This is a genomic window from Haemophilus parainfluenzae, from assembly GCF_900450995.1.
Classification (GTDB): domain Bacteria; phylum Pseudomonadota; class Gammaproteobacteria; order Enterobacterales; family Pasteurellaceae; genus Haemophilus_D; species Haemophilus_D parainfluenzae_O.
The window spans coordinates 584,250-609,940 of the sequence record NZ_UGHY01000002.1 but is presented as its reverse complement, the minus strand read 5'-3'; the positions used below and the strand labels follow the sequence as shown (position 1 = coordinate 609,940).

Here is a 25,691-nt window from a genome sequence, read left to right as displayed (position 1 = left end):
AGCGAAACATGGATCTCGCATACATGGCGGCATTACCGCAAGAGGAATTTACAGAACGTCGTCAAAAAGTATTAGCACAAATGCAGCCAAATTCTGCCTTATTGCTATTTTCCGAAATTGAAAAACGTCGTAATAACGACTGTGATTTTCCTTTCCGTCAAGAGAGTTACTTCTGGTATTTAACGGGTTTTAATGAACCCAATGCTGCATTGTTATTGATTAAAACGGAAAATGTGGAAAAGACGGTTGTATTTCTTCGTCCACGAGATCCTTTGCTTGAAACCTGGAATGGTCGTCGATTGGGCGTTGAGCGCGCACCGCAAAAACTCAATGTTGATGAAGCCTATTCTATTGACGATTTCAAAACTGAATTTCCAAAATTAACGGAAAAATTGACCGCACTTTATCATGTGGCAGAGCGTCATCCTTGGGGCGATAAATTATTAGCCGAAAGTGCGTTGAAATTTTACGCTATTTTTGATTGGCAGCCGATGTTAAGTGAAATGCGCTTAATCAAATCTCCAAACGAAATTCGCTTAATGCAGCAAGCGGGACAAATTACAGCATTTGGACATATTAAAGCGATGCAAGTAACTCGTCCGAATCGTTTTGAATATGAAATTGAAAGCGAAATTTTGCATGAATTTAATCGTCACGGTGCAAGATTTCCGTCTTATAATTCGATTATTGCGGGAGGCGATAATGCCTGTATTTTGCATTACACCGAAAATGATCAACCTTTGAAAGATGGCGATCTTGTGTTGATTGATGCAGGCTGTGAGTTTGCTATGTATGCAGGCGATATCACACGTACGTTCCCTGTAAATGGTCAATTTACTCAGCCACAACGTGAGATTTATGAATTAGTTTTAAAAGCACAAAAACGTGCGATTGAGCTATTAGTGCCAGGTAATTCAATTAAACTGGCAAATGACGAAGTAATTCGTATTAAAACTCAGGGCTTGGTGGATTTAGGTATCCTGAAAGGGGATGTAGATAAGCTTATTGAAGAGAAAGCTTATCGCCAGTTTTATATGCACGGTTTAGGTCATTGGCTTGGCTTAGATGTGCATGATGTTGGTCGTTACGACGATGATCGTAGCCGCACACTTGAAGTGGGGATGATTATCACTGTTGAGCCAGGTATTTACATTTCAGAAGAGGCAGATGTGCCAGCTCAATATAAAGGCATTGGTGTGCGTATAGAAGATAACTTGTTGATGACTGAATACGGCAACAAAAATCTGACAGCAGCGGCACCAAAAGAAATCGATGACATTGAGAATTTAATGAAAAATTGAGAAAAATTCTCAAATTTGTGATCTAGTGCAAGTTTTTCCTGTAGCCAAAGTGCTACTATGCAGTTAGATAAAAAAAGGCCAATTAAATCAGTAAGGAGTTGATTATGTATAAACACGTTTTAGTTGCGGTAGATCTTTCTGATGAAAGTGAATTTCTACTCAAAAAAGCCGTGGGAATTGCAAAACGCAATGATGCGCAACTTTCCATTATCCATGTAGATGTAAACTTCTCGGATCTCTATACTGGTTTGATTGATGTCAATATGTCATCAATGCAAGATAGAATTTCGAGCGAGACACAAAAAGCGCTAATTAATTTAGCAGAACATGCTGGTTATCCAGTGAAAGAAAAATTGAGCGGTAGCGGTGATTTAGGTCAAGTTTTGACAGACGCTATTGATCAGTATGATGTAGATCTATTAGTGACAGGTCATCACCAAGATTTCTGGAGTAAATTAATGTCTTCAACACGTCAAGTGATGAATACCATTAAAATTGATATGTTGGTTGTGCCACTTCGCGACGAATAGTGATCAAAAATTATTTTAGCCCTATTAAAATAACGTGAATTTTAACCGCACTTCTCAATCAATGCAGTAGAGTGCGGTTTTCTTTTTTAAGATCAGTGAAAAAGCCTTTTTCTCTAGGTCAAAATATGCAAGAATAGTGAGCTTATTTTATAAATCGTGATCGAGATAGAGACACAAGGTTTTATCAATGAAAACAACAGCAGAAATTAGACAGTCATTCCTTGATTTTTTCCATAGCAAGGGGCATCAGGTCGTCGCAAGTAGTTCACTTGTGCCTGAAAACGATCCGACATTGCTTTTTACCAATGCCGGGATGAACCAATTTAAAGACGTGTTCCTTGGTATGGATAAACGTCCTTACTCACGTGCGACAACCGCACAGCGTTGTGTGCGCGCAGGTGGTAAGCATAATGACTTAGAAAATGTCGGTTATACGGCTCGTCACCATACTTTCTTTGAAATGCTCGGCAACTTCAGTTTTGGCGACTATTTCAAACATGATGCGATTAATTTTGCGTGGGAGTATTTGACTTCTCCACAATGGCTCGGGTTACCAAAAGAAAAATTATGGGTAACCGTGTATGAAACTGATAATGAAGCTTATGACATTTGGCATAAAGAAGTTGGTGTGCCAGCAGAGCGTATTATTCGTATCGGTGATAACAAAGGTGCGCCTTATGCATCAGATAACTTTTGGGCAATGGGTGACACAGGTCCTTGTGGTCCATGCACTGAAATTTTCTACGATCACGGTGATCATATTTGGGGTGGGCCTCCAGGCTCGCCAGAAGAAGATGGTGACCGCTATATCGAAATTTGGAACGTGGTATTCATGCAGTTTAACCGTCTAGCAGACGGTACCATGGAAAAATTACCGCGTCCATCGGTTGATACGGGGATGGGTTTAGAGCGTATTTCTGCCGTATTACAACATGTAAATTCTAACTATGAGATTGATATTTTCCAAAAACTAATTGCGAAAACGGCAGAAGTTGTAGGAACAACAGATTTAACTAATAAATCATTACGCGTAATTGCAGACCACATTCGTTCTTGTGCATATTTAATTGCAGATGGTGTGATTCCATCAAACGAAGGTCGCGGTTATGTATTACGTCGTATTATTCGTCGTGCGGTACGTCATGGCCACTTATTAGGGGCAAAAGAAGCCTTCTTCTATAAACTTGTGCCGACTTTAATTGAAGTCATGGCGGAAGCAGGAAAAGAAGTTAAAGAAAAACAAGCCAATGTCGAAAAATTACTTCGTTTAGAAGAAGAACAATTTGCTCGTACATTAGAGCGCGGATTAAGCTTATTAGATGATGCGCTAGCTCAAGTGAAAGATGGCGTGTTGTCAGGTGAAGTTGCCTTTAAACTTTATGATACTTATGGCTTCCCACTTGATTTAACCGCTGACGTATGTCGTGAGCGTGATATTGCAATTGATGAAGCAGGTTTTGAGCGTGAAATGGAAGCACAACGTTTACGTGCACAATCTGCAAGCCAATTCGGCATGGATTACAACAATGTTATTCGTGTAGAAGGTGAAACGAAATTTGAAGGTTATACTGAGTCAGAATCTTTAGCCAAAGTGACCGCACTTTTCCATGATGGAAAATCAGTAGACAGTATTACTGCAGGCCAGAGTGCTGTGGTAATTTTAGAAAACACTCCATTCTATGCGGAGTCGGGTGGTCAAATTGGTGACAGTGGTTATTTAATCTCTCAAGGTATTCAGTTTAATGTAAAAGATACTCAAAAATATGGTCAAGTATTCGGTCATATTGGTGAGTTAGAACAAGGTAGTTTAAAAGTCGGACAAACAGTCAATGCGGTTGTGGATGCAGCAAGACGTCATCAAACGTCACTTAACCATTCTGCAACACACTTATTACATGCCGCGTTGCGTCAAGTTTTAGGTCACCATGTAGTGCAAAAAGGATCATTAGTATCCGATACCGCATTACGTTTTGACTTTGCTCATCCGGAAGCGATTACCAAAGCACAGCTTAATGAAATTGAAACGTTGGTAAACCAAAAAGTACGTGAGAATTTTGTGGTTCAAACGGACGTAATGGATATCGAAGCGGCAAAAGCAAAAGGTGCAATGGCGTTATTCGGTGAAAAATATGCTGATGTGGTACGTGTTTTAACAATGGGTGATTTCTCCGTTGAACTTTGTGGTGGCATTCATGCTAAACGTACTGGTGATATCGGTTTATTTAAAATTGTGGCGGAAACTGCAGTTGCAGCAGGTGTTCGTCGTATTGAAGCGGTAACGGGTGAAAATGCAATTAATTGGTTACATAATCAACAACGTATTCTTGCTCAAAGTGCAGATTTATTTAAATCTGACGTTAATACCCTTGTTGAGAAAATTCAGCAACTTCAAGATAAAGCGAAGAAAGCAGAAAAAGAATTACAAGGATTAAAAGAAAAAGCCGCAATTCAAGCGGGGTCCGATTTAGTGAAAAGTGCGGTTAAAATTAATGATGTTTCTGTAATCGTACATCAACTAGACGGAATTGAAACTAAATCGTTACGTGTGATGGTTGATGATTTAAAAAATCAACTTGGTTCAGGCGTAATTGTATTTGCATCTATTTTAGATGATAAAGTCAACCTCGTCGTTGGCGTAACAAGCGATTTAACTACTAAAGTGAAGGCTGGTGAGCTAGTGAATTTAATGGCTCAGCAAGTTGGTGGGAAAGGCGGTGGTCGCCCTGATATGGCAATGGCAGGAGGCTCCCAACCAGAAAATGTGAATCTAGCATTAACTGTCGCACAAAACTGGTTAAGCAATAATCTGTAGTACAAGCAGGTCGGTGGGATGCCGATCTTTACTTGATTGATAGGGATATCTAATAAATGCAAACTAAGGAGATAAAAGATGTTAATCTTAACTCGAAAAGTTGGCGAAAGTGTTCTCATTGGAGACGATATTTCTATCACGGTTTTGAGTGTACGTGGAAACCAAGTCAAACTCGGTGTGCAAGCGCCTAAAGAAGTATCCGTTCACCGAGAGGAAATTTACCAACGAATTCTGCAGTCAAAAGATGAACATATAGATGGGGCATCTTAGACCGACGAGTTTTATGAATGTTTTACATTCTATTTATAATTTAATTAACGTTTTTCAAAAAATTAAACCCATTGGTTTGCAAGATTTTAAATAACGGAAATTTGAGTTATAAAGGTAGAGAAGGAACTTTTCCAACTTAAATCTATCAAAATTTAATAAATAATGACCGCACTTTTAGTATAGAAGTGTGGTCATTCCATATTAAAACAAAAAGGAAAATCAATGAAAGTTATTATTCCCGTAGCTGGTTTAGGTACGCGTATGTTGCCAGCAACAAAAGCGATTCCAAAAGAAATGTTAACGCTTGTGGATAAACCACTTATTCAATATGTTGTGAATGAGTGTGTGGCAGCTGGTATCAAAGAAATCGTGTTAGTCACACATTCTTCTAAAAATGCGATTGAAAACCACTTTGATACGTCTTTTGAGTTGGAAACTATGCTTGAGAAACGTGTTAAACGTCAACTTCTGGAAGAAGTTCGTTCTATCTGTCCTAAAGATGTGACCATCATGCACGTTCGTCAAGGTAATGCGAAAGGTTTGGGGCATGCGGTGTTATGTGGTCGTCCAGTTGTTGGAAACGAGCCATTTGCAGTGGTGTTACCTGATGTGCTTTTAGCGGATTTTACGGCAAATCAAAAGAAAGAAAATCTTTCTGCGATGATTAAACGTTTTAACGAAACCAAAGCGAGCCAAATTATGGTTGCGCCTGTTGCCGCTGATGAAGTGAGTAGCTACGGTATTGCTGATTGTGGTGGCGTAGAGTTAAAAGGTGGAGATAGCATCAAAATTAACAGCATTGTTGAAAAACCATCAGTGGAAGAGGCTCCATCAAATCTTGCTGTTGTAGGCCGTTATGTGTTCTCTGCTGCGATTTGGGATTTATTGGAAAGAACACCTGTTGGTGTGGGTGATGAAATCCAATTAACGGATGCAATCGATATGCTTATTGAGAAAGAGACCGTTGAAGCATTCCATATGACAGGCAGAAGCTTTGACTGTGGTGACAAGATTGGCTATATGGAAGCCTTTGTAGAATATGGTCTTCGCCATGATAAATTAGGCAAAGAGTTTAAAGCTTTCCTAAAAGATCTTGCAAAAACCTTATAATTGACTGAAACCACCGAAAGGTGGTTTTTATTTATATTATCTAGATTGCTATACTTTTAGCCGTCTAGATTGTCATTTTGCTTATTTTTCATTAAAATACAGACAAATAGGTTATTTAAGGTGCATTATGGCAAACTGGGATGGCAAATATATTAGCCCTTATGCAGAACATGGCAAAAAGAGCGAACAAGTCAAAAAAATTACCGTTTCTATTCCAATTAAAGTGTTGGAAATTCTGACGAACGAGCGTACGCGTCGTCAGCTAAAAAGTTTGCGCCATGCAACAAACAGTGAATTGCTTTGTGAGGCATTCTTACATGCATTTACTGGTCAGCCATTACCAACGGATGCAGATTTAATGAAAGAACGCCATGATGAGATTCCTGAAAATGCCAAAGAGATCATGCGTGATTTAGGCATCGATCCTGAAAGCTGGGAATATTAATTTTATCCTTTTAATCCTTCCAAAATACTGCATTCAGGGCAATCATTGCCCTGACAAGCGTTATGCCATCGTTCCAATTCCTCTACCATTTTTTGCAAGTGATGAATTTGCTCATTCAATGTTTTAATATGCTGCGCCGTGAGTGCTTTCACTTCTCGGCTACTACGATTGGGATTATCCTGTAATTGTAAAAGCTGGTGAATTTGTTGGAGTGAAAACCCTACATCTCGAGAGTGACGAATAAAACGCAGTCGTTCTAAATCCTTTTCTTTATAGTGGCGATAACCAGAAAGGCTTCTCTGTGCTGGTTTTAATAAGCCAGACTTTTCATAATCTCGAATTTGTTTACTTGATAAACCGACTAATTTTGCCACTTCACTAATGTTCATAAAAAATCCTTGACCTTAACCTTGTGTTAATGTTTATAGTAAGCTCAATTTCAATCTATATCAATAATTAAGGAGTAAATATGAAATCAATTACATTACATGTAACAGGGATGACTTGTGGTGGTTGTGTGAAAAGCGTCACAAGAGTGTTGGAAGAGCTTAATGGCGTAGAAAAAGCTGTTGTAACACTTGATGACGGTAAAGCGGTGATTACTTTTGATGAAAGTGCGGTTAGTATTGCACAATTAATTGAAACAATCGAAGAGGCAGGTTTTGATGCAACAGAATAAAAAAATAGCCATTCAAATCGAGGGGATGACCTGTCAATCCTGTGCTAATCGGATTGAGAAAGTATTGAATCGAAATGATTTTGTCTCTGACGCAGGCGTGAATTTTGCGGCAGAGGAAGCGCACGTAGTATTTGATTCATCTCAGGCTTCAGAACAAGATATTTTGACAATTATTCAAAAAGCGGGATTTAATGGCATTCTAAAACAAAATGTGTTGCCTAGTTCGCCCAATGAAACGAAGATTAGTCCGCGTTTATGGTTGCTTTTGTTCATTAATATTCCTTTTTTAATCGGAATGAGCGGGATGATGTTTAATCATCATTCTTGGATGATACCACCAATGTGGCAATTTGTTCTTGCGAGCATTGTGCAACTTTGGTTAGCTATTCCTTTTTATAAAGGTGCGATTGGTAGTATTCGAGGTGGTTTGGCCAATATGGATGTACTCGTGAGTACTGGTACGTTGGTGATTTATCTCTATTCGGTCTTTATGCTGTTTTATTATCAGTCAATGGGGCATGATGGCGCATCTCATGTCTATTTTGAAGTATCGGTGATGGTCATCGGTTTCGTCAGCCTTGGGAAATTTCTTGAGGAAAGAACGAAGAAACAAAGCTTAAACAGTTTAGGGCTATTATTACAACTCACCCCAAAACAAGTGAGTGTTCAGCGTGAAAATCATTGGAAAACGATTCCTCTTGATCAAGTAAAAATAGGCGATATTTTACGGGCTAATCAAGGTGAACGTATTGCAGCTGATGGCGTAGTTGAACAGGGGAGTGGTTGGTGCGATGAGAGTCATTTAACCGGTGAATCTCACCCATTAGAAAAAATGTCTCAAAGCCCTGTGCTTGCAGGGGCAATGGTGACACAAGGTAGTCTTATTTATCGAGCTAATCAACTCGGACAGCAAACGCTATTGGGCGATATGATGAAAGCGCTTTCCGAGGCGCAAGGTACAAAAGCACCGATTGCTCGTTTTGCTGACAAAGTTTCAGCTGTATTTGTGCCTACCGTGTTATTGATTTCCGCAATGACATTTGGATTAACCTGGTGGATAAAAGGAGATTGGGTAACCGCCTTAATTCATGCGGTTGCTGTGTTAGTCATTGCCTGTCCTTGTGCGTTAGGGCTTGCCACACCGGCTGCCATAATGGTAGGCATGGGGAAAGCAGTCAATGCAGGCATTTGGTTTAAAGATGCGGCATCTATGGAAGAGGCAGCACATGTGGATACGGTGGTATTAGACAAAACAGGAACGATAACGCAAGGAGAGCTCAAAATTGCCGCTGTTTGGCAACCACAAAGTGCGGTCTATTCTGAGGAAGATTTATATCGTATTGCGGCTTCCGTTGAGCAAAATGCCAATCATCCTTTAGCTAAAGCGATAGTCCTGGCTGCACAGGAAAAATCACTTGAAATTCCGACCGCACTTTCAGTTCATTCAGAAGTGGGGCAGGGTATATCTGCTCACATTGAAGGAGTTGGTTTGGTTAAAGTCGGTAAGCCGACTTATTGTGAATTAACCTTACTGGATAATATGCCTCAAATTTGGCAAATTGCGAGTATTGTTGCGGTGTCTGTAGATGATAGTCCAATCGGTGCCTTTGCATTAGCAGACAGTCTAAAAGAGGATAGTTTGCAAGCGATTCAACGCTTACACCAACATAATATTAATGTGGTAATTATGAGTGGTGATCAGCAATCTGTTGTTGATTATGTTGCCCAACAAGTCGGTGTAAAAACCGCACAGGGTAATTGCAGTCCACGTGACAAAGCCGCTTATATTGAGGCATTACGTCAGCAAGGCAAAGTGGTGGCAATGGTTGGTGATGGTGTGAATGATGCCCCCGCATTAGCAATGGCTAACGTAAGTTTTGCGATGAAATCGGGTTCTGATGTTGCAGAGCAAACCGCATCGGCGACACTTATGCAACATTCAGTTGATCAGTTAGTCGATGGATTAATGATTTCTCGAGCAACATTAAAGAATATCAAACAAAATTTATTCTTTGCCTTGATTTATAATGTGTTAGGTATTCCACTAGCAGCATTGGGCTACTTAAGTCCTGTTTTGGCAGGGGCAGCCATGGCAATGAGTTCACTTTCAGTGTTATCCAATGCGTTACGATTAAAACGAGTGAAAATTAAATAAGAAAAGGGCGATATGAAAATATCGCCTTTTGTTTTAACTAGCTTTGTGTCCATAATGGAAGTTGAATTATGATGGCAAGTCCGCCTAAATTGCTGGATTCAGCCCATACTTTTCCATTGTGTTCATTCACAACATTGTAGACAATCGTTAAACCTAATCCCGTTCCGCCAGTGGCTCTTGTTCTGGTTTCATCAACTCTATAGAATGGCTTAAAGATTTTATCAAATTCTTCAGGTGGTAAGCCTGAGCCATTATCATCTACTCGAATTTGAAGGCAATTATCATCCTGCTCATTTTTATGTAAATCAATAGTTAAGAAAATACGATCTTTCGTGTATTTCAATGCATTACGAATGATGTTTTCAATTGCACTAGTCAGCAAACTTAGGTTGCCATAAATCATATGCTTTTCAGGATGTAAAATAGAGATATTCACATCACAAGTGATCTGGCGTTGTTCAGCTTCAAATAAGGCGTCTTTTATTACATCATCCCAAAGTTGGTCGATGGAAAATAAATTGTGTTCCATTTGAGAATGCATCTGTTGGCGAGAAATGAGCAACAATTCGCTGATCATTTTATCCATTCGTTGTATTTCTTTTTCAATGCGTTTTACTGGTTCAATATCACCTGTTTGATGACGAACTAGCGCAGTGGAAAGTTGTAAACGCGTTAATGGTGTTTTTAATTCGTGAGAAATGGACGATAGCAGATTGTGTTGATTTGAAATTAGGCTATCAATTGCAATCGACATCTTATTAAAGCTTTGACCTACTTCTCGTAATTCTGATGGACCATGGTTCGCTAACTTATTATCAACTTTGAAGTGCCCCAAAGCCACGCTATTCGCGGCTTTTTGCAAATTGGTAATAGGTTTGACGATGGTATGAGTGAACCACCAAAGCAAAGGTGTAGTAATAATTAACGTTAAAAGTAATAAGATCCAAGGGTGGTCAAGCATATAACGTAAAATTTCTTGTTGACCATTTACTCGAGACACAAAGAATAATTCGGATGCTTGGTCGGAATCGCCAATATAGACTTTAAAAGGCCCTGCAATTTGGATATCTTTAAACGTTTTGCGTTGTGGCTGGGCAAAGTTACTTGATTCTTGGGCGAACTGAGCAATATGCATTCTTTCTTCGCCTAAAGCGCCGAAGATTTCTTTTTCGGGCGTCATGATGACTGGGCGAGCAGAGTCGAATTTATCAGTTGGAAGCACAGGAACGCCTGCGAGAATACCATTGATTCTATTGTTACGAATTGATTCAACGAGTTTCTTTTGATAGCTAGATATTTCATTTTGATTTAAATCTGAGTATAAGCGGCTATCAAAATAAGGGAGTGCGACCAAAAGTGCGGTCATGGCAAAGAATGCCAACCAAAAGACAGTAAATGTGCGTATAGTGAGCTGATTTAAGCTGAATTTCTTAATAAGCATTATTCACAAACCAATAAGTAACCACGGCCACGTAGCGTTTTCAGCCATGGTAAGCCATCGTCTCTTTCTGGAAGTTTTTTGCGCAAGTTTGACATATGCATATCAATCGAGCGATCGAAAGGAGAAAGGTGTTTGCCAAGCACATTCATACTTAATTCTTCACGAGAGACAATTTGTCCCGGACGAAGTATAAGCTTGTGGAGTAGTGCAAATTCAGAGCCAGTTAGACCGAGATCTTGGCCTTTATAAGAGGCTTGCTGAAAACCAGAGTGAAGCACTAAGCCAGCAAATTCCAATGTATTTTCTTCAGATGGAAGTGCAGTCGAATTTTGTGTTTCTTTTTCTGATGGAGCGGCACGACGCAAAATCGCCTTAATACGGGCAACAAGTTCACGATCGTTAAATGGTTTTGGTAAATAGTCATCGGCACCAAGTTCTAAGCCCAGTACACGATCGATTTCTTCACCACGCGCAGTAAGCATCATTACAGGGACGTTTGATGTTTGACGAATTTTCTTGAGTGTTTCAATACCGTTTAATACAGGCATCATAACATCCAATAAGACTAATTGGTGACTTGAGTCTAACTTGTCTAATGCTTCTTGACCATTATTTGCAATTTCAACTTCAAAACCAGTCAGTCGTAAGACTTCTGCAAGTAAATCTGTTAGTTCAATATCATCATCAACTAATAGAATTTTTGACATTTTCATTCCCTTGTAATACAACGAACCTGCTTGATATGACAAGCAGGTATTGTTTTTTTATGACTACCAGAATTTCCACCAGCTTTTCTTACCTGCATTTTCAGGTGTGCTGATGATAGTATTATTTTCGTCTTGTTTTTCCACTTCAGGTAATGGCTTATCTAATTCTGCACTACTTACTAAACCGTTTTGATCGAATTTCACTGTAAATGTGTGCTGCTCAGGTTTTTGGTAAGAGTGTTGTTGTAAGAACACGTAATACCAAGTTAAGTTACTATAAGGATCAATTAAAACCGGTGTGCCAAGTAAATATTGTACTTGTTGGGCTGTCATGCCTGGTTTTACTTGTGCCACAGTGGCTGCTTCTAAATAGTTACCTTGTGGTACATCAATACGATAAACTACTTTTTGTACAGTTGAACAAGAAGTTAAGCTTAATGCTAAAACAACTGCACCTAAAAATGTTTTTAATTGCATATTTTTTACCTTTTACTGCAAAGTTATGTCGAATGATACCGAAACTTTATGATCTTGCCAAATTAATTATCGCACTTTAATGCTTTTTGAAGTTGATCTTTTAAATTTGGTGGTATCCCTTTGATTGTTAAAGTATCTGTAAGTGGATCCCATTCAATACGGTTATTCAATAAATCCGCATCAAAACTTAATGTCACCCCTTTACCGGAACCTGAAAATTTTGTTAATGTTTTTAAGGTTGAGCGTACTGGTGGAATGGTTTCTTCCAAACCGTAATCTTGCTCTTCTGTAAAGGTGACAAAAGGGCGCTCATTTAGAGTCGGCAAATTAGCTGAAAGTTCAGTTAAGGCAATTTCATCACCGCTTGCTAATTGCCCTTTACAGTACTCAAATACCTGTTTTTTCACCGCCTGAGTTTGTTCTTTGTTCAGTTCACCTTGTTCACAGTAGTCACTGACTGCTTGTAATAAGCATTGGTTTTGAACTTGTGGATTTAGACCTTCTTCTGCACCCAAGAAATCCATAAAGAAGTCACTAATTTTACGACCAACACGACCTTTAATGAAGGTAAGGTAGCGGTTTGAGTTTGCATTTACTTGTAAATCCGTTAAGTTGATACGTGCCGCAATATCAAATTGTGTGATGTCTAAGTATTCTGTACGGCGAATTTCAAGATTTTCGTCAACTAACATACTGATACGACTATCTAATAGTGCGATGAATAGGTAATCCGTCGCTAAAAAATTATATTGGCATAGGATAAGGGTACCGCTGTCTGCAAAATTATATTTGCCCAATTCTTGCGCTAATAATTTCGTAGATTGTTGGCTGAAATTTAAAAAGTTGATTTCATTTTCTAATAAACGATTCAGATCTTGTGCAAAAATAGAGTTCTCTTGGAAGACACCAAAAGCTTTGCCTTTATTTTGATAACCTTGATGTAATTGCAACATCATTTGTTCGACTTCTGGCGTAATGGTAAGAAGTTCATCACGCAACACGCTTTCCATCGTAGTGGTTTCATTTTCAGCGTGCTTAACTAATTGATGTAGCACGATTTGATTAACCGTAATGCTCATAATTTTTTCCTTCATAAAATTTACCTTAAATTATAACCGCACTTTTTAAGCAAGAAAAAAGAAATTATTCAGATTGGACAAATTATCGGGTATGATATGAGAAGTTTTTTGTATTTAGAAACAGGCTTAAACATTCCAAATGGCTCAACATTCAAAGTATTCCGATGGGCAAGTTAATGCCATCATTAATGACATGATTAGCGTGCTTGAAACTCACAAAGCGCCCGTTGATCTTTCTCTTATCGCTTTAGGCAATATGGCCAGTAATTTATTGACCACTAGCGTACCAGCAGCACAGCGTGAAGCATTAGCACAAGCCTTTGCTAACTCTCTGATGAATTCGGTGAAAACAAAATAAAATGTGGTGGTTTAAAAAGAGCAAATTCAACGGACGCGAATACCGTGAAGAAACCTCACGAAAAATTTCGTGGGGACATTGGTTTGCTTTTTTTAACATTATTATCGCAATTCTTATTGGTAGTCGTTACGCCTTTCTCATTGACTGGCCAGACACCTTACTCGGCAAAATTTATTTCTTTATCAGCTTATTAGGTCATTTCAGCTTTTGTGTTTTTGCCTTGTATTTGCTGGTTATATTTCCGCTGAGTTTCATCATCAAAAATCACCGCACTTTCCGTGGACTAACGGTAATTATTGCCACGATTTGCACCACTTTATTGCTGTTTGATACAGAAGTGTTTAACCGTTTTAATATCCACCTTTCGTCTATTGTTTGGAATTTGTTAGTGAATCCTGAAAAGGGTGATCTTTCACGGGATTGGCAAATTTTCTTTGCACCGATGCCGATTATTTTGCTAATTCAAATGCTTTTCTCCCGTTGGAGTTGGGAAAAATTACGTAGTTTAGAACGTCAAAAATGGCTGAAGAAAGTCGGATTAGTGCTGACATCTACTTTTATTGCAACACACTTAATTTATGCTTGGGCGGATGCATTTTTATATCGTCCGATTACCATGCAACGCTCAAATTTCCCACTTTCTTATCCAATGACTGCTCGAACCTTTTTGGAAAAACAGGGGTTCATTAATGCGGAAACATACTCTCAGCGCTTAGAGCAAGAAGGGCGTTTAGATGCATTAAAACTTGATTATCCGAAAAAAGACCTTCAGTTTGAGCAAGTTGAGAACAAACCAAATATCCTCGTGATTACTGTTTCAGGCTTACGTTATGATGCGCTGACTAGTGAGAAAATGCCTAAATTGTTTGAATTTGCCACAAGCTCTACTCAATTTACGAATCATTACAGTAGCGGCAATACGAACAATGCCGGCTTAGTGGGCTTATTCTATGGATTGAATGCAAATTATACAGACAGTATTTTGAGTAATCACATACCGTCGGTATTAATTACAAAGCTACAAGATGAGAAATATCAATTTGTCGCTTATTCGTCTACAGCATTTAAAGATAGCTTATTTAAACAAGCCTTGTTCCGTAATGTGAAATTGCCTAAAGTAAACGCTTCTTCGTCAAAAGAAGCGATAAATGGCGTTTTATCTCTCTTAAAAGAGGATAAACCTTGGTTTGCTTATGTGGATTTAGATATTGCAGATCAAACGGAAGAAAATTACACCAAATCGCTTGCAGATATAGACCAACAGATTGATGAAACCTTAGCATCAGTTTCTTTAGAGAATACGATAGTCATTATTACAGCAGAACATGGTACAACGTTTAATAAGCTGAATGAAAAAGAGCAAGAAAACTATTTTGGTCGTGATGAAATCCAAGTACCGTTTATTGTTTACTGGAAAGATTTACCGGTGCAAGAAGTCTCTAAATTAACGAGCCATACCGATTTATTACCAGCATTGATGTCATCAATCTTTAAAGTGAAAAATCCAGTTTCGGATTATGCACAAGGCCGTAATTTATTTGAGCTTAATGGCGATCCTTGGGTGTTGGCATCGAATTTCCGTTGGAATGTCATTATTCAGCCAGATGGCACACAGTATCATATTGATCGCAAAGGAAACTATAAGAAATTTGACCGCACTTATACTGAGCAATCTTCTAGCCGCCCACCGCTTGGCTTATTCTTAGAGGTTTTCAAACAAGAGCGTTCTTTTGTCAATAAATAGATAGCTTTTTTGTGCTTAAAATTTTATACTTTGCAACCCAGTTGAAAGACTGAAAAGATGTTATTAATTAAAATCTGCGAATTTTTCATAACATTGTAAACAATTCACAATAGATCTGACCCTTATTGGGTTTGCTTTTCAATTAATACACTTCTCGTCTCTCTTTTCCTTTCTTTTTTGGCGGAGTTATTATGAGAAATCACGTTCGTAGCTTTAAAACGTTTATTCGAGACGAAATCATTAAAAAAGGTGGCTGGGTCAATGCCCACGCTCACGCAGATCGTGCTTTTACAATGACACCCGAAAAAATTGGCATTTATCACAATAGTAATCTTCAACAAAAATGGGATTTGGTAGATGAAGTGAAACGTACATCAAGTGTTGATGATTATTACGCCCGTTTCTGTCAATCGATTGAGCTGATGATTTCCCAAGGGGTGACGGCATTTGGTACTTTTGTGGATATCGACCCAATTTGTGAAGACCGAGCCATCATTGCTGCACACAAAGCTCGCGAAGTTTATAAGCATGACATTATTTTGAAATTTGCGAATCAAACCTTAAAAGGGGTCATTGAGCCAGAAGCACGCAAATGGTTTGATATTGGCTCTGATATGGTGGATATGATTGGTGGTTTACCTTATCGCGATGAGCTTGATTATGGTCGCGGTCTTGATGCAATGGACATTCTGCTTGATACTGCTAAATCTCGCGGCATTATGTGTCATGTACATGTGGATCAATTCAATTCTCCTAAAGAAAAAGAAACTGAGCAGCTTTGCGATAAAACTATCGAGCATGGTATGGAAGGGAGAGTCGTGGCAATCCATGGTATTTCCATTGGTGCCCACAGCAAAGAATATCGCTATAAACTTTATGAAAAAATGCGTCAGGCAAAAATGATGATGATTGCTTGCCCAATGGCGTGGATTGATAGTAATCGAAAAGAAGATTTGATGCCTTTCCATAATGCCTTGACACCAGCAGATGAAATGATTCCGGAAGGAATTACAGTGGCCTTAGGTACAGATAATATCTGTGATTATATGGTGCCACTTTGTGAAGGGGATTTATGGCAAGAACTAAGCTTACTTGCTGCAGGCTGTCGTTTCCCACATCTTGATGCAATGGTTGATATTGCGAGTATTAATGGACGCAAAGTGTTAGGTTTAGAGCCAGTTTAATCCCAAAATTAGATAGAAGTGCGGTCATAAAACGAAAAGTTTTGTGGCCGTTTTTATTTATAAGATAAAACAGAACTAATGCTAATTTGACTGATTTAAAAAAGGACTTTAAGAAAAGTGGTGGGCGATACCGGTCTCGAACCAGTGACCCCCTCCTTGTAAGGGAGGTGCTCTCCCAACTGAGCTAATCGCCCGATGCACCTGAAAAGGTATTCGGATTTATTTAAACACTAAAATTAAGTGGTGGGCGATACCGGTCTCGAACCAGTGACCCCCTCCTTGTAAGGGAGGTGCTCTCCCAACTGAGCTAATCGCCCACATAAGAAAAGCGTTTAAATAATGGGAAAGTTTGAGCGGAAAGAACACTTTAGAAAAGTGGTGGGCGATACCGGTCTCGAACCAGTGACCCCCTCCTTGTAAGGGAGATGCTCTCCCAACTGAGCTAATCGCCCGCTTGGTCAAACTTTTACAACATTAAAGTCTACTTTGGAAAAAGTGGTGGGCGATACCGGTCTCGAACCAGTGACCCCCTCCTTGTAAGGGAGGTGCTCTCCCAACTGAGCTAATCGCCCTTAATGTTGTGGATTGGCATTATAAGTATAATGAGATTTCAGTCAATATATTTTTATGAAAAAGCGTCTAGTTGTTGCAAAAATAGGCATAAAATCAGATTTTTTATTTAGAACTCACGCAAGTCGTAGTAAAATAAAGGTAATTTTTGTAAATGAATAGGTTATTAAGAAAATGAAAATTGATCCTCCTTTTGAATTAGATCCGAATGTCAAAGTACGTACGCGTTTTGCCCCAAGCCCGACAGGTTATTTGCACGTTGGCGGCGCACGTACAGCCCTTTATTCTTGGCTATTTGCAAAACATAACAACGGTGAGTTTGTATTACGTATTGAAGATACCGATTTAGAGCGTTCTACACCAGAAGCAACAGCGGCAATCATTGAAGGGATGGACTGGTTAAACCTAGCTTGGGAACATGGTCCTTACTATCAAACCAAACGCTTTGATCGTTACAATCAAGTGATTGATGAAATGATTGAGCAAGGCTTGGCTTATCGTTGCTATTGCTCTAAAGAACGCTTAGAAGAATTACGCCATACACAAGAGCAAAACAAAGAAAAACCACGTTATGACCGTCATTGTTTACATGATCACAATCATTCAGCCGATGAGCCACATGTTGTACGTTTTAAAAATCCAACAGAAGGTTCAGTCGTGTTTGATGATGCCGTGCGTGGTCGCATTGAAATCAGCAACAGCGAATTAGATGATTTAATTATTCGTCGTACCGATGGTTCACCAACCTACAACTTCTGTGTGGTAGTGGATGACTGGGACATGGGTATTACTCACGTTGTGCGTGGTGAAGACCATATTAACAACACCCCGCGCCAAATTAATATCTTAAAAGCCTTAGGCGCACCAATCCCAGTATATGCGCACGTTTCCATGATTAATGGTGATGATGGTCAAAAACTTTCAAAACGTCATGGTGCGGTAAGTGTGATGCAATATCGTGATGACGGTTATTTACCTGAAGCCTTAATTAACTATCTTGTTCGTTTAGGTTGGGGTCATGGTGACCAAGAGATCTTTACACGTGAAGAAATGATTAAATTCTTCGAATTAGATCATGTGAGTAAGTCTGCGAGTGCATTTAACACTGAAAAATTATTGTGGTTAAATCATCATTACATTCGTGAATTACCACCTGAATATGTGGCAAAACACCTTGCATGGCACTATAAAGATCAAGGTATTGATACATCAAATGGCCCAGCATTAACTGAAATCGTGACGATGCTTGCCGAACGTTGTAAAACCTTAAAAGAAATGGCATCAGCAAGCCGTTATTTCTTCGAAGAGTTTGAAAGCTTTGATGAAGCAGCGGTGAAGAAACACTTTAAAACAGCGGCGATTGAACCACTTGAAAAAGTAAAAGAAAAATTGACCGCACTTTCTAGCTGGGATTTACATTCTACGCATGAAGCGATTGAACAAACCGCAGCTGAATTAGAATTGGGTATGGGTAAAGTCGGGATGCCATTACGCGTGGCAGTGACAGGCTCAGGTCAATCACCTTCTATGGATGTGACATTAGTGGGTATCGGTCGTGAACGTGTGTTAGCGCGTATCCAACGTGCCATTGATTTTATTAAATCTCAAAACGCTTAATATTTAGGCTGATAAACGGGATGTGATTATTTCAATATTGACAGTTTATCAGCCGAAATTTATCATAGCTTGCGTTATTTGGGGATATAGCTCAGTTGGGAGAGCGCTTGAATGGCATTCAAGAGGTCGTCGGTTCGATCCCGATTATCTCCACCAAATTTAAAACCTTGAAACTTAAAGTGAGTTTCAAGGTTTTCTTCTTTATGGAAAATCTACATTTCTTTCAGATAATTTAAGCCTAATCCATTCATTTGTCCCATAATCCAACTTTGTTTTTTACGAACTAATGCACTAGGCTTATTTACTTTATAGATAATCGGATTCGGTAAAACTGCAGCGAGTAATGCCGCTTCTGATTGAGTTAAATTTTTCGCTGATTTTTTGAAGTAATAGCGACTAGCTGCTTCTACACCAAAGATGCCATTACCAAATTCTGCGATGTTCAAATACACTTCTAAAATGCGTTCTTTGGACCAAAAGATTTCCATTAATGCCGTTGTGGGAACTTCTAATCCTTTGCGAAACCAACTTTGTCCATGCCAGAGAACAAGATTTTTTGCTGTTTGTTGAGAAATCGTTGAAGCGCCTCGGGTTCGGCGAGATTTTTCATTAAATTTAAAGGCCTTTTGAATTGCCTCAAAATCAAAGCCCCAATGGTTTGGAAATTTTTGATCTTCAGCGGCAATCACCGCAAGTTGCATATTCGGTGAGATTTCATCAAGGCTCACCCAATCGTATTTGATTGAATAGCTGAAATCCAACTGTAATAAGTGCCCGATTTTTTGCTGTGCCATATAGGCAGAGAAGGGAACAGGGATAAAGCGGAAGCAAATGAAAAACGCCAGGATTGCGAGAGAAAAACACCACGCAACCCGTTGCCAATTTTTTTTCCACCAAGATGGGCGAAAAAGATGTAAAAGTGCGGTCAGAATTCGCTTAGTTTTTTGCAGCTTGCTCATCGAGTTGGCTTTTCACCCAGTTTATAAAATCCGGATCCATTGTTTTAAGCATATTAGAACCACGCGTAATGGTTGCCGCACTGGTATTGAGATTTTGTTGAATCTCTCGTTGGGAGAGATTTTTATCCAATAACTGTGCCACGATTTGTAAACGTAACCCCACCGCATCACGTTCATCAGGAGTGAGCAGAAGCGTTAAGAAATCTTGTGCTTTGCCTTGCTCAAATGCGGTTTGCAAGGTCGCTAGGAAAGCATTCCATTGTTCTAAATTGCGACTAATATACATATCAACAACCCTATACTATTAAACTAGTGCGACTAGTATAGCCGATCGTATTCCTCTTTGCTAAAGGTTTGTAATTTTTCTTTGTCTTGTAGGTTTTGATAGTAAAAATCGTAAGTTAATACGTTTTGAACATAACCTCGAGTTTCAAAGAATGGAATGGAGGCAATAAATTCATCCATAGCCAATTTGCCATTGGCTCTCGCAAGCCATTTTTCTACACGGCTTGCACCCGCATTATAGGCAGAGGCGATCAAAATGCGGTTATTAGGGTATTTAGCATTTAACTCATTTAAGTGAGCCGTACCGAGTAAAATATTATTAAGCGGTTTGAATAAATCTAACTCTCCGTTATAAGGAAGTTGCTGATTTTCTGCTGTTTTTTGCGCGGTACTTGGTAATAGCTGCATTAATCCTCGAGCATTTGCAGAAGATTGTGCCATTGGATTCCAAGTACTTTCTTGGCGAGCAATGGCCATCGCAAAAGTTTTGGTTACGCGATTATCCACAACTGCTTGCGGTTCCGTTGTGTTGAGATTCACATTACTGATGGCAATATCAAAATATTGACTGTAAGCATTTGGTAAGCGTAAGTTGATATAATCCCATGCTTTCGCAATAATCGAGCCATCTACGCCTAATTCAAACCAATTTTGTTCATTTGCATATTGGCTTAACGCAAGTTGTTTCTCTTGCGGTAATTTTTCTAATAGAGAACGCCAACGTTGTTTGGCTGCGCCTAATCGATCTAATTGACGCAGTTCTGCAATCTCAGCTAATTCAGTAGCATACTTCTCTTGGATATTGGACTCTTGAGGAATTTTAGGCATTTCCAGTTTGTAGGAATGGCCTAATTTGACCGCTGCCAACATTGGATAAAACCCACGTTCTTTCGATAAAGCTTCTAATCGTTGTTTCGCATCTTTATCGGATGCTTGAGCAGCTATTTTAGCCATCCAATAACGCCATTCTTGTTTTTGCTTCGCTTCATCTGAAAGGGCATTCAACCAACCTAATAAATCCGTTTGTTGCCAAATAGCCGTACGCAAACGACGTTCAATGAGATTATCTGCGTTGAGTTTGAGAAGTTCTTGATCGCGCCATTGCACAAAATTAGGACTTTCATTATCAAAGAAACGGTTAATAAAGGCGATTTTCCAATCACGTAATTCAGCTTCGTTTAATTGCCAAGTCTTCGCCCATTGCTCGTAAGGGGTGAATGTTGGCTCATTCATATTTTCTGGAATGGTCCGCAAATAACGAGCAAAACCTAGCACTACGACAAATTTATTGATGATTTTATTCGTATTACCATCAATTAATGGCAATGAGTCAGCGAGTGTTTTCAAATTGGCTGGATTTTTTAAGAGATCCTGATAGAGCGCTAAATGAGCGGCTACTTGCTCATCTTTTTTAGCGTTCTCAATTTTTTCTAACTCTTTAGTGAGTATTTCTAATCCTTTAGCATCATTTTTACCAAAGAGCATTTCCGCTTTTTGATAGATCTTCTCTTCAGTGCGTCCACCTTGTGAATACCAAGCCGCCCAGAGTTGAGCATCATTAGGAAGTTCAGCATTATTAAGCCAAAGTTGTTCATATTCAGACAAAATAGCCGATTTATTCTTATCGTTTGATGGATTTTCTGCCGTTTGACTAGTATTGGCTGCTTCTATTTGATATTTAGCCGTAAGTACGGCAATTTGTCTTTCCAAATTATTTGGCGTGAGTTCGGCGAGTGCTTGAGTATCTTCAGCATTGGTTAATAATGTAAAAATGCTTTGTTCTAATTTTCCGCGTAGAAAATGAGAGGCATGCTGTTGAATAAATTGTTCAATGTCTGTTCGCAATGCATTCACTTCTTCACGAGGTGTATCGCGATTAACGGTTTTTATACGTGCATCTAAATAAGCCGCTATAGCATCAGTTTGCAATGGATAACCTTTTAAAGAATCAATAAGCCAAGAAATAATTTAGCATTATTAGAAACATGATTATTTTTGACCGCACTTTTTAGGAGCGACTCTAATTGTAGAAAAGTTGCACGTTGTTCAATCAGCTTTAATTCATGAGAGTGCTGTTGTTGTGCCCATTTGGCTTGTTCTTCTGCAAGGTTAATTTGTGGCGCTGTTTCATTTTTGCTTTTATGGGCATGCTGATTAGCCAAAGCTGAGCCTGAAAGTGCGGTTAAAATTAATAACGAAATTGTCGTGTGTTTAAGTGCTCGCATAGGAGGTTCCATATAAAGAGAAAGACGGATATTTAGATCCGTCTTTGAGTGTAGAGTTCGTTTTATTTAGAAAACTTTTTTGAAAGGCTTCACAATCACATCACCGTAAACGCCAGCTTCAACATAAGGATCTTGTGCCGCCCAGTCTTTTGCTGCAGACAGGCTTTCGAATTGAGCAATCACTGTCGAGCCGGTAAAGCCAGCTTCGCCTGGGTTTTCATCGTCAATAGCTGGATTGGGACCGGCAGTTAATAAGCGACCTTCTGCTTGTAATTGTTTTAAACGAGCGAGATGCTGCTCACGTACAGCAAGGCGTTTTTCTAAAGTGCCTGGAATATCTTGGGTAAAAATTACATAGTACATATGTTTCTCCTGTTAGCAACTTAGGTGTAATTCTTCAATTGTTTTTAAGGCTTGCTCTAATTCATGGTTACCTTCACGTGGAATGCTGCGAGATTTTCCGTCAGCATCCACTGCAACAAAGGTAAAGACGGCATCGGTGACACAATAGCGTTCACCAATGGGTTCGCTAGAGACTTTTTTCACCCATACTTCCACTTTAATTTTAATGGAAGAACGTCCCACTTTAAGACATTGTCCGTAGCAGCAAACTACATCCCCTACAGAGATAGGCTTAATGAAGTTCATACTTTCAACGGCAACAGTGACCACACGGCCATGAGCGATTTCTTTCGCTAGAATTGCTCCGCCCATATCCATTTGGGACATAATCCAGCCACCGAAAATATCGCCATTGGCGTTGGTATCTGAAGGCATCGCTAAGGTACGTAGTAATAATACGCCTTTAGATTGACGACCTTCTTTATCTGTAAGATTTGAAACCATTATTTGTCCTCGTCATTTTTTTGATCATCTTTAGGTAAGTAACGGTAAATATAAGCACCGCTGATGATTGTTGCAACAAAGGTCATACCAAGTAAACCAAAAGATTTGAAGTAAACCCAAGCATTGTCAGACATATTTTGACTGATATAAATATTTACAAGCATACACAGAATGAAAAATCCAGCCCAGCCTAAATTCAATTTGTTCCACACATTATCAGGTAATTGGATTTCTTCGCCTAATAACTTTTTCACCAGTGGCGTATTGAATTGGAATTGTGCAACCAATAAAGCAATGGCAAACAAAGCATTAATGATAGTAACTTTCCATTGTAGGTATACGATTTTATCGAAATAGGCTGTGAGTAAGCCAAAAAAGACGACAGCAATGGCTATAATTTTTTGTTGTTTTTCAATGACACCATATTTCAGTTTTAACACAATCATCTGCACAATAGTTGCAATAACTAAGACAATCGCAGCTTCACGCACACCAGATATTTTGTAGGTGATGAAAAAGAGAACAAGAGGGATGAATTTAAGAAGTTGTTTCATATTATGCCTTCATAAATAAGCTGTAAAAACGGTAAGTAAATACCAAAATAAACATTTGAAATAATGCAGCCAAGATACCAACGATAGCACTTAAAAATGATGAACCCAAGAGTGCACCAATGGTATTCACCACTAAAGGAAGAAGTAAATAAGTGAGCAAGGCATAAATAATTAATAAGCCATTACGTTTAATACCTGCACGCCACACCTGTAAAGCACTTTGCCCGATAGATTGATTTGCGGCAATGTAATGCACAGGCGATAAGCATAGGCGAACAAAGAAAAATAAACCAAATACCATTGAAACAAAGGCTAGAGGGGAGAGGGCATTTTTGCTTAAAAATGAGCTCATGACATCCGCTATGCCAAAGAGAAGTGGCAAGCTCATAAAAATATCTAAAACGACCACACCTAAAAAACGACGCAATGTAAGCATGAGACCTTGATTAATCGGATTTTCATTTTGCAGACTAATATGATGAATGGTTGCAATACCGAAGGTCGCAATAAAAGACATCAATAATTGTTGGAATAAAAAAGATCCAATCAGTGCAGTTGGCTCCACTTTACTCAATGCATCAATAATATCCTGTTGTGATGGATTAGGATTATCACCCAAACTCGGCATTGGGACACTGACTAATGCATTAATCAATTGTGAGATGATGAAAATACCAACGAAAAGTAGCACGGTTTTTCGCTGATTACGCATAAAGTTGAGGCTATCTTGAAAAATCTGAGTAAAGTTAATTTGCATTGTATTTTCTCGGTAAAAAAAGTGAAGTAATTATACAAGCTTTGACATCAAAAAACTAAAAATACAAGAAATTGTTCTAGATCAAAAATTATTAATCATTAATTTCTAAAAAATTGATAGAGATCACATTTTTAATACTTAAAAATAGGTATCATATATTTACCCATAATTTGTATGGGAATTAATCTTAAAGAAAATGACTAAGGAGTCAAAATGAAAAAAGCAGCATTAGCATTGGGATTAAGCGCGGCATTATTAGCGGGTTTTGCAAACGCACATCAGCAAGGTGATGTTATTGTTAGAGCGGGTGGTGTTCTTGTGGATACACACACCACCACAAATAGCGATGTCTTTAAATTTAAAGTGAACAACAATACTCAATTGGGTTTAACCGGTACTTATATGTTCACTGATAACATCGGGGTAGAATTACTTGCGGCGACCCCTTTCAGTCATGAAATTAAGTTAGGTTCTGCCTTAGTAGGTAAAACTAAACATTTACCGCCAAGTGTATATGCTCAATACTATTTCTTTGATAAAGATGCTAGCGTACGTCCTTATGTAGGCGCGGGTCTTAACTACACGACATTTTTCAGTGAAAAAGCTAAGTTAGCTGGCGTATCTGATCTTAGATTAAAAGATTCAGTTGGCCCAATTGCGAACGTGGGTGTCGATATTAAACTGACCGACAATCTTTATTTCAATGCGGCAATGTGGTACGCGAACATTAAAACCAAAGCGCGTTTTAATTTAGCTGGTGAACATCATACGGTGAAGGTGAAACTTGACCCTACAGTATATTTCGTCGGTTTAGGTTATCGTTTCTAATAGAACCTTGCTCTGAAAAAAGCGGTACACAATGTGTATCGCTTTTTTATTTCACTTTATTCAGCGGCATAGCCAGATATCGGTAAAGGGGAGGCATCTAAATACGCTATACCGTTTTCGAGCTTTAATCGCTCTTCAATAAACCATTTAATCACTAAAGGATAAATATTATATTCCTGTTCACGTGTACGAAGTTCAATTTCCTCGACGGTATCACCAGGGAAAATCGGTACTTTAGCTTGTAACACAATGGCGCCGCCATCGAGCTCTTCATTGACAAAATGCACGGTTGTACCATGTTCACTCTCGCCATTCTCAAGTGCCCTTTGATAAGTATGTAACCCAGGATATTTTGGCAGAAGGGAAGGATGAATATTTAAAATTTTCCCAGCAAAACGTTGTGTGAATGGTTTGGTTAAGATTTTCATGTAACCGGCTAACACAATGAGATCAATATTGAGAGCGTCTAAATAATCCCCTATAGCCTTATCCATAGCGAGATTGGAACTAAAATCTTGGCGCAAAAAAACTCGGCTAGGAATGCCCGCACTTTTAGCGCGTTTTAAGCCAAATGAATCGATTTTATTACTGATGACAGTCACAATCTTTCCTGGAATAAAGCGGGTTTGACAAGCCTCAATTATTGCTTGAAGATTTGATCCTTGTCCTGAAATCAGGACGGCAATTTTTTTCATATTATTCTGCATAAAAGAAGGGCGAACCTTTCATTCTGAAATTTTCGCCCTGAAATGGAAAAG

26 protein-coding genes, 5 tRNA genes and 1 pseudogene are annotated in these 25,691 nt (G+C 38.9%); 14 read left to right on the top strand and 18 right to left on the bottom strand.

Features of this window, described 5'->3' with window-relative positions:
- The first annotated feature begins 8 nt into the window (after positions 1-8).
- The 6 genes from pepP (at position 9) to metJ (ending at position 6,468) form a co-directional block, all read left to right on the top strand.
- The gene (gene pepP / locus DX522_RS03065; protein ID WP_115179770.1) at positions 9-1,301 is read left to right on the top strand and encodes a Xaa-Pro aminopeptidase; all 1,293 of its coding nucleotides are present in this window, start codon (positions 9-11) and stop codon (positions 1,299-1,301) included.
- Between the two features lie 104 nt (positions 1,302-1,405).
- A complete protein-coding gene (gene uspA / locus DX522_RS03060; protein ID WP_014064852.1) occupies positions 1,406-1,831 on the top strand; it encodes a universal stress protein UspA in 426 nt (141 codons plus the stop codon).
- Between the two features lie 187 nt (positions 1,832-2,018).
- The gene (gene alaS / locus DX522_RS03055) at positions 2,019-4,643 is read left to right on the top strand and encodes an alanine--tRNA ligase (RefSeq protein WP_115179769.1); all 2,625 of its coding nucleotides are present in this window, start codon (positions 2,019-2,021) and stop codon (positions 4,641-4,643) included.
- A gap of 78 nt (positions 4,644-4,721) precedes the next feature.
- Positions 4,722-4,913, top strand: coding sequence for a carbon storage regulator CsrA (gene csrA, locus DX522_RS03050; protein ID WP_049363188.1), 192 nt, complete (start codon positions 4,722-4,724; stop codon positions 4,911-4,913).
- A gap of 222 nt (positions 4,914-5,135) precedes the next feature.
- Positions 5,136-6,023, top strand: coding sequence for a UTP--glucose-1-phosphate uridylyltransferase GalU (gene galU / locus DX522_RS03045; RefSeq protein WP_049374953.1), 888 nt, complete (start codon positions 5,136-5,138; stop codon positions 6,021-6,023).
- 127 nt (positions 6,024-6,150) lie between these two features.
- On the top strand, positions 6,151-6,468 hold the full coding sequence (gene metJ, locus DX522_RS03040) for a met regulon transcriptional regulator MetJ (RefSeq protein ID WP_005696757.1): 318 nt from the start codon (positions 6,151-6,153) through the stop codon (positions 6,466-6,468).
- A gap of 2 nt (positions 6,469-6,470) precedes the next feature.
- Here metJ and cueR read toward each other — a convergent pair whose 3' ends face one another.
- On the bottom strand, positions 6,471-6,857 hold the full coding sequence (gene cueR / locus DX522_RS03035) for a Cu(I)-responsive transcriptional regulator (RefSeq protein ID WP_115179768.1): 387 nt from the start codon (positions 6,855-6,857) through the stop codon (positions 6,471-6,473).
- Positions 6,858-6,937: 80 nt separating this feature from the next.
- Between cueR and DX522_RS03030 the strand changes: the two genes are divergently transcribed.
- Positions 6,938-7,147 carry a heavy-metal-associated domain-containing protein gene (locus DX522_RS03030; RefSeq protein WP_049356372.1) on the top strand — a complete coding sequence of 70 codons (210 nt, stop codon included), beginning with the start codon at positions 6,938-6,940 and terminating at the stop codon, positions 7,145-7,147.
- A complete protein-coding gene (locus tag DX522_RS03025) occupies positions 7,134-9,302 on the top strand; it encodes a heavy metal translocating P-type ATPase (protein WP_115179767.1) in 2,169 nt (722 codons plus the stop codon). Before DX522_RS03030 ends, DX522_RS03025 begins: the two co-directional genes overlap by 14 nt.
- Before the next feature lie 37 nt (positions 9,303-9,339).
- Here the strand turns inward: DX522_RS03025 and cpxA are convergent, their stop codons facing one another.
- The 4 genes from cpxA to yejK all read right to left on the bottom strand — a co-directional run bounded on the left by cpxA (position 9,340) and on the right by yejK (position 13,006).
- Positions 9,340-10,743, bottom strand: a complete 1,404-nt coding sequence (gene cpxA, locus DX522_RS03020) for an envelope stress sensor histidine kinase CpxA (RefSeq protein ID WP_115179766.1) — start codon at positions 10,741-10,743, stop codon at positions 9,340-9,342.
- Positions 10,743-11,450, bottom strand: a complete 708-nt coding sequence (locus DX522_RS03015; protein WP_115179765.1) for a response regulator — start codon at positions 11,448-11,450, stop codon at positions 10,743-10,745. Before DX522_RS03015 ends, cpxA begins: the two co-directional genes overlap by 1 nt.
- Before the next feature lie 63 nt (positions 11,451-11,513).
- Positions 11,514-11,927 carry an outer membrane protein assembly factor BamE gene (gene bamE, locus DX522_RS03010; protein WP_111326512.1) on the bottom strand — a complete coding sequence of 138 codons (414 nt, stop codon included), beginning with the start codon at positions 11,925-11,927 and terminating at the stop codon, positions 11,514-11,516.
- Between the two features lie 62 nt (positions 11,928-11,989).
- Positions 11,990-13,006 (bottom strand): nucleoid-associated protein YejK, encoded by a 1,017-nt coding sequence (gene yejK, locus DX522_RS03005; RefSeq protein WP_115179764.1) that lies wholly within the window; start codon positions 13,004-13,006, stop codon positions 11,990-11,992.
- Between the two features lie 139 nt (positions 13,007-13,145).
- Between yejK and DX522_RS03000 the strand changes: the two genes are divergently transcribed.
- The 3 genes from DX522_RS03000 to DX522_RS02990 all read left to right on the top strand — a co-directional run bounded on the left by DX522_RS03000 (position 13,146) and on the right by DX522_RS02990 (position 16,292).
- A complete protein-coding gene (locus tag DX522_RS03000) occupies positions 13,146-13,364 on the top strand; it encodes a YejL family protein (RefSeq protein WP_014064863.1) in 219 nt (72 codons plus the stop codon).
- 1 nt (position 13,365) lies between these two features.
- The gene (locus DX522_RS02995; RefSeq protein WP_115179763.1) at positions 13,366-15,108 is read left to right on the top strand and encodes a DUF3413 domain-containing protein; all 1,743 of its coding nucleotides are present in this window, start codon (positions 13,366-13,368) and stop codon (positions 15,106-15,108) included.
- Positions 15,109-15,299: 191 nt separating this feature from the next.
- Positions 15,300-16,292: an amidohydrolase family protein gene (locus tag DX522_RS02990; protein WP_115179762.1), complete on the top strand. Its 993-nt coding sequence runs from the start codon at positions 15,300-15,302 to the stop codon at positions 16,290-16,292.
- 118 nt (positions 16,293-16,410) lie between these two features.
- On the opposite strand, the gene DX522_RS02985 is transcribed toward DX522_RS02990, so the two are convergent.
- The 4 genes from DX522_RS02985 to DX522_RS02970 all read right to left on the bottom strand — a co-directional run bounded on the left by DX522_RS02985 (position 16,411) and on the right by DX522_RS02970 (position 16,864).
- Positions 16,411-16,486 (bottom strand) — tRNA-Val (locus tag DX522_RS02985).
- Positions 16,487-16,533: 47 nt separating this feature from the next.
- Positions 16,534-16,609 (bottom strand) — tRNA-Val (locus DX522_RS02980).
- Positions 16,610-16,668: 59 nt separating this feature from the next.
- Positions 16,669-16,744, bottom strand: a tRNA-Val gene (locus DX522_RS02975).
- Between the two features lie 44 nt (positions 16,745-16,788).
- Positions 16,789-16,864 (bottom strand) — tRNA-Val (locus DX522_RS02970).
- Between the two features lie 172 nt (positions 16,865-17,036).
- On the opposite strand from DX522_RS02970, the gene gltX reads away from it, so the two are divergent.
- A complete protein-coding gene (gene gltX, locus DX522_RS02965; protein ID WP_115179761.1) occupies positions 17,037-18,479 on the top strand; it encodes a glutamate--tRNA ligase in 1,443 nt (480 codons plus the stop codon).
- 80 nt (positions 18,480-18,559) lie between these two features.
- Positions 18,560-18,635: transfer RNA gene (locus tag DX522_RS02960), tRNA-Ala, on the top strand.
- 56 nt (positions 18,636-18,691) lie between these two features.
- Here the strand turns inward: DX522_RS02960 and mtgA are convergent.
- The 8 genes and pseudogenes from mtgA to DX522_RS02925 all read right to left on the bottom strand — a co-directional run bounded on the left by mtgA (position 18,692) and on the right by DX522_RS02925 (position 24,105).
- Positions 18,692-19,438 carry a monofunctional biosynthetic peptidoglycan transglycosylase gene (gene mtgA, locus DX522_RS02955; RefSeq protein ID WP_262054155.1) on the bottom strand — a complete coding sequence of 249 codons (747 nt, stop codon included), beginning with the start codon at positions 19,436-19,438 and terminating at the stop codon, positions 18,692-18,694.
- Positions 19,416-19,724, bottom strand: coding sequence for a trp operon repressor (gene trpR, locus DX522_RS02950; protein ID WP_005696738.1), 309 nt, complete (start codon positions 19,722-19,724; stop codon positions 19,416-19,418). The genes mtgA and trpR overlap by 23 nt, the downstream gene beginning before the upstream one ends.
- 32 nt (positions 19,725-19,756) lie before the next feature.
- Positions 19,757-21,145, bottom strand: a pseudogene (locus DX522_RS02945) (transglycosylase SLT domain-containing protein); the annotation flags it as partial.
- 518 nt (positions 21,146-21,663) lie between these two features.
- Complete coding sequence (locus DX522_RS11640; protein ID WP_262054153.1) at positions 21,664-21,948, bottom strand: hypothetical protein; 285 nt, start codon at positions 21,946-21,948, stop codon at positions 21,664-21,666.
- 66 nt (positions 21,949-22,014) lie between these two features.
- Complete coding sequence (locus DX522_RS02940; protein ID WP_115179760.1) at positions 22,015-22,311, bottom strand: YciI family protein; 297 nt, start codon at positions 22,309-22,311, stop codon at positions 22,015-22,017.
- A 12-nt stretch (positions 22,312-22,323) separates the two neighbouring features.
- Positions 22,324-22,794 (bottom strand): acyl-CoA thioester hydrolase YciA, encoded by a 471-nt coding sequence (yciA, locus tag DX522_RS02935; protein WP_070775677.1) that lies wholly within the window; start codon positions 22,792-22,794, stop codon positions 22,324-22,326.
- Positions 22,794-23,348, bottom strand: a complete 555-nt coding sequence (locus DX522_RS02930) for a septation protein A (protein ID WP_049374477.1) — start codon at positions 23,346-23,348, stop codon at positions 22,794-22,796. Before DX522_RS02930 ends, yciA begins: the two co-directional genes overlap by 1 nt.
- Before the next feature lies 1 nt (position 23,349).
- Positions 23,350-24,105, bottom strand: coding sequence for a beta-methylgalactoside transporter (locus tag DX522_RS02925; protein WP_115179759.1), 756 nt, complete (start codon positions 24,103-24,105; stop codon positions 23,350-23,352).
- A gap of 213 nt (positions 24,106-24,318) precedes the next feature.
- Between DX522_RS02925 and DX522_RS02920 the strand changes: the two genes are divergently transcribed.
- Positions 24,319-24,933 (top strand): OmpW family outer membrane protein, encoded by a 615-nt coding sequence (locus DX522_RS02920; RefSeq protein WP_049374475.1) that lies wholly within the window; start codon positions 24,319-24,321, stop codon positions 24,931-24,933.
- A 56-nt stretch (positions 24,934-24,989) separates the two neighbouring features.
- On the opposite strand, the gene purN is transcribed toward DX522_RS02920, so the two are convergent.
- Positions 24,990-25,628, bottom strand: a complete 639-nt coding sequence (gene purN, locus DX522_RS02915; protein ID WP_049374488.1) for a phosphoribosylglycinamide formyltransferase — start codon at positions 25,626-25,628, stop codon at positions 24,990-24,992.
- Positions 25,629-25,691: the final 63 nt, after the last annotated feature.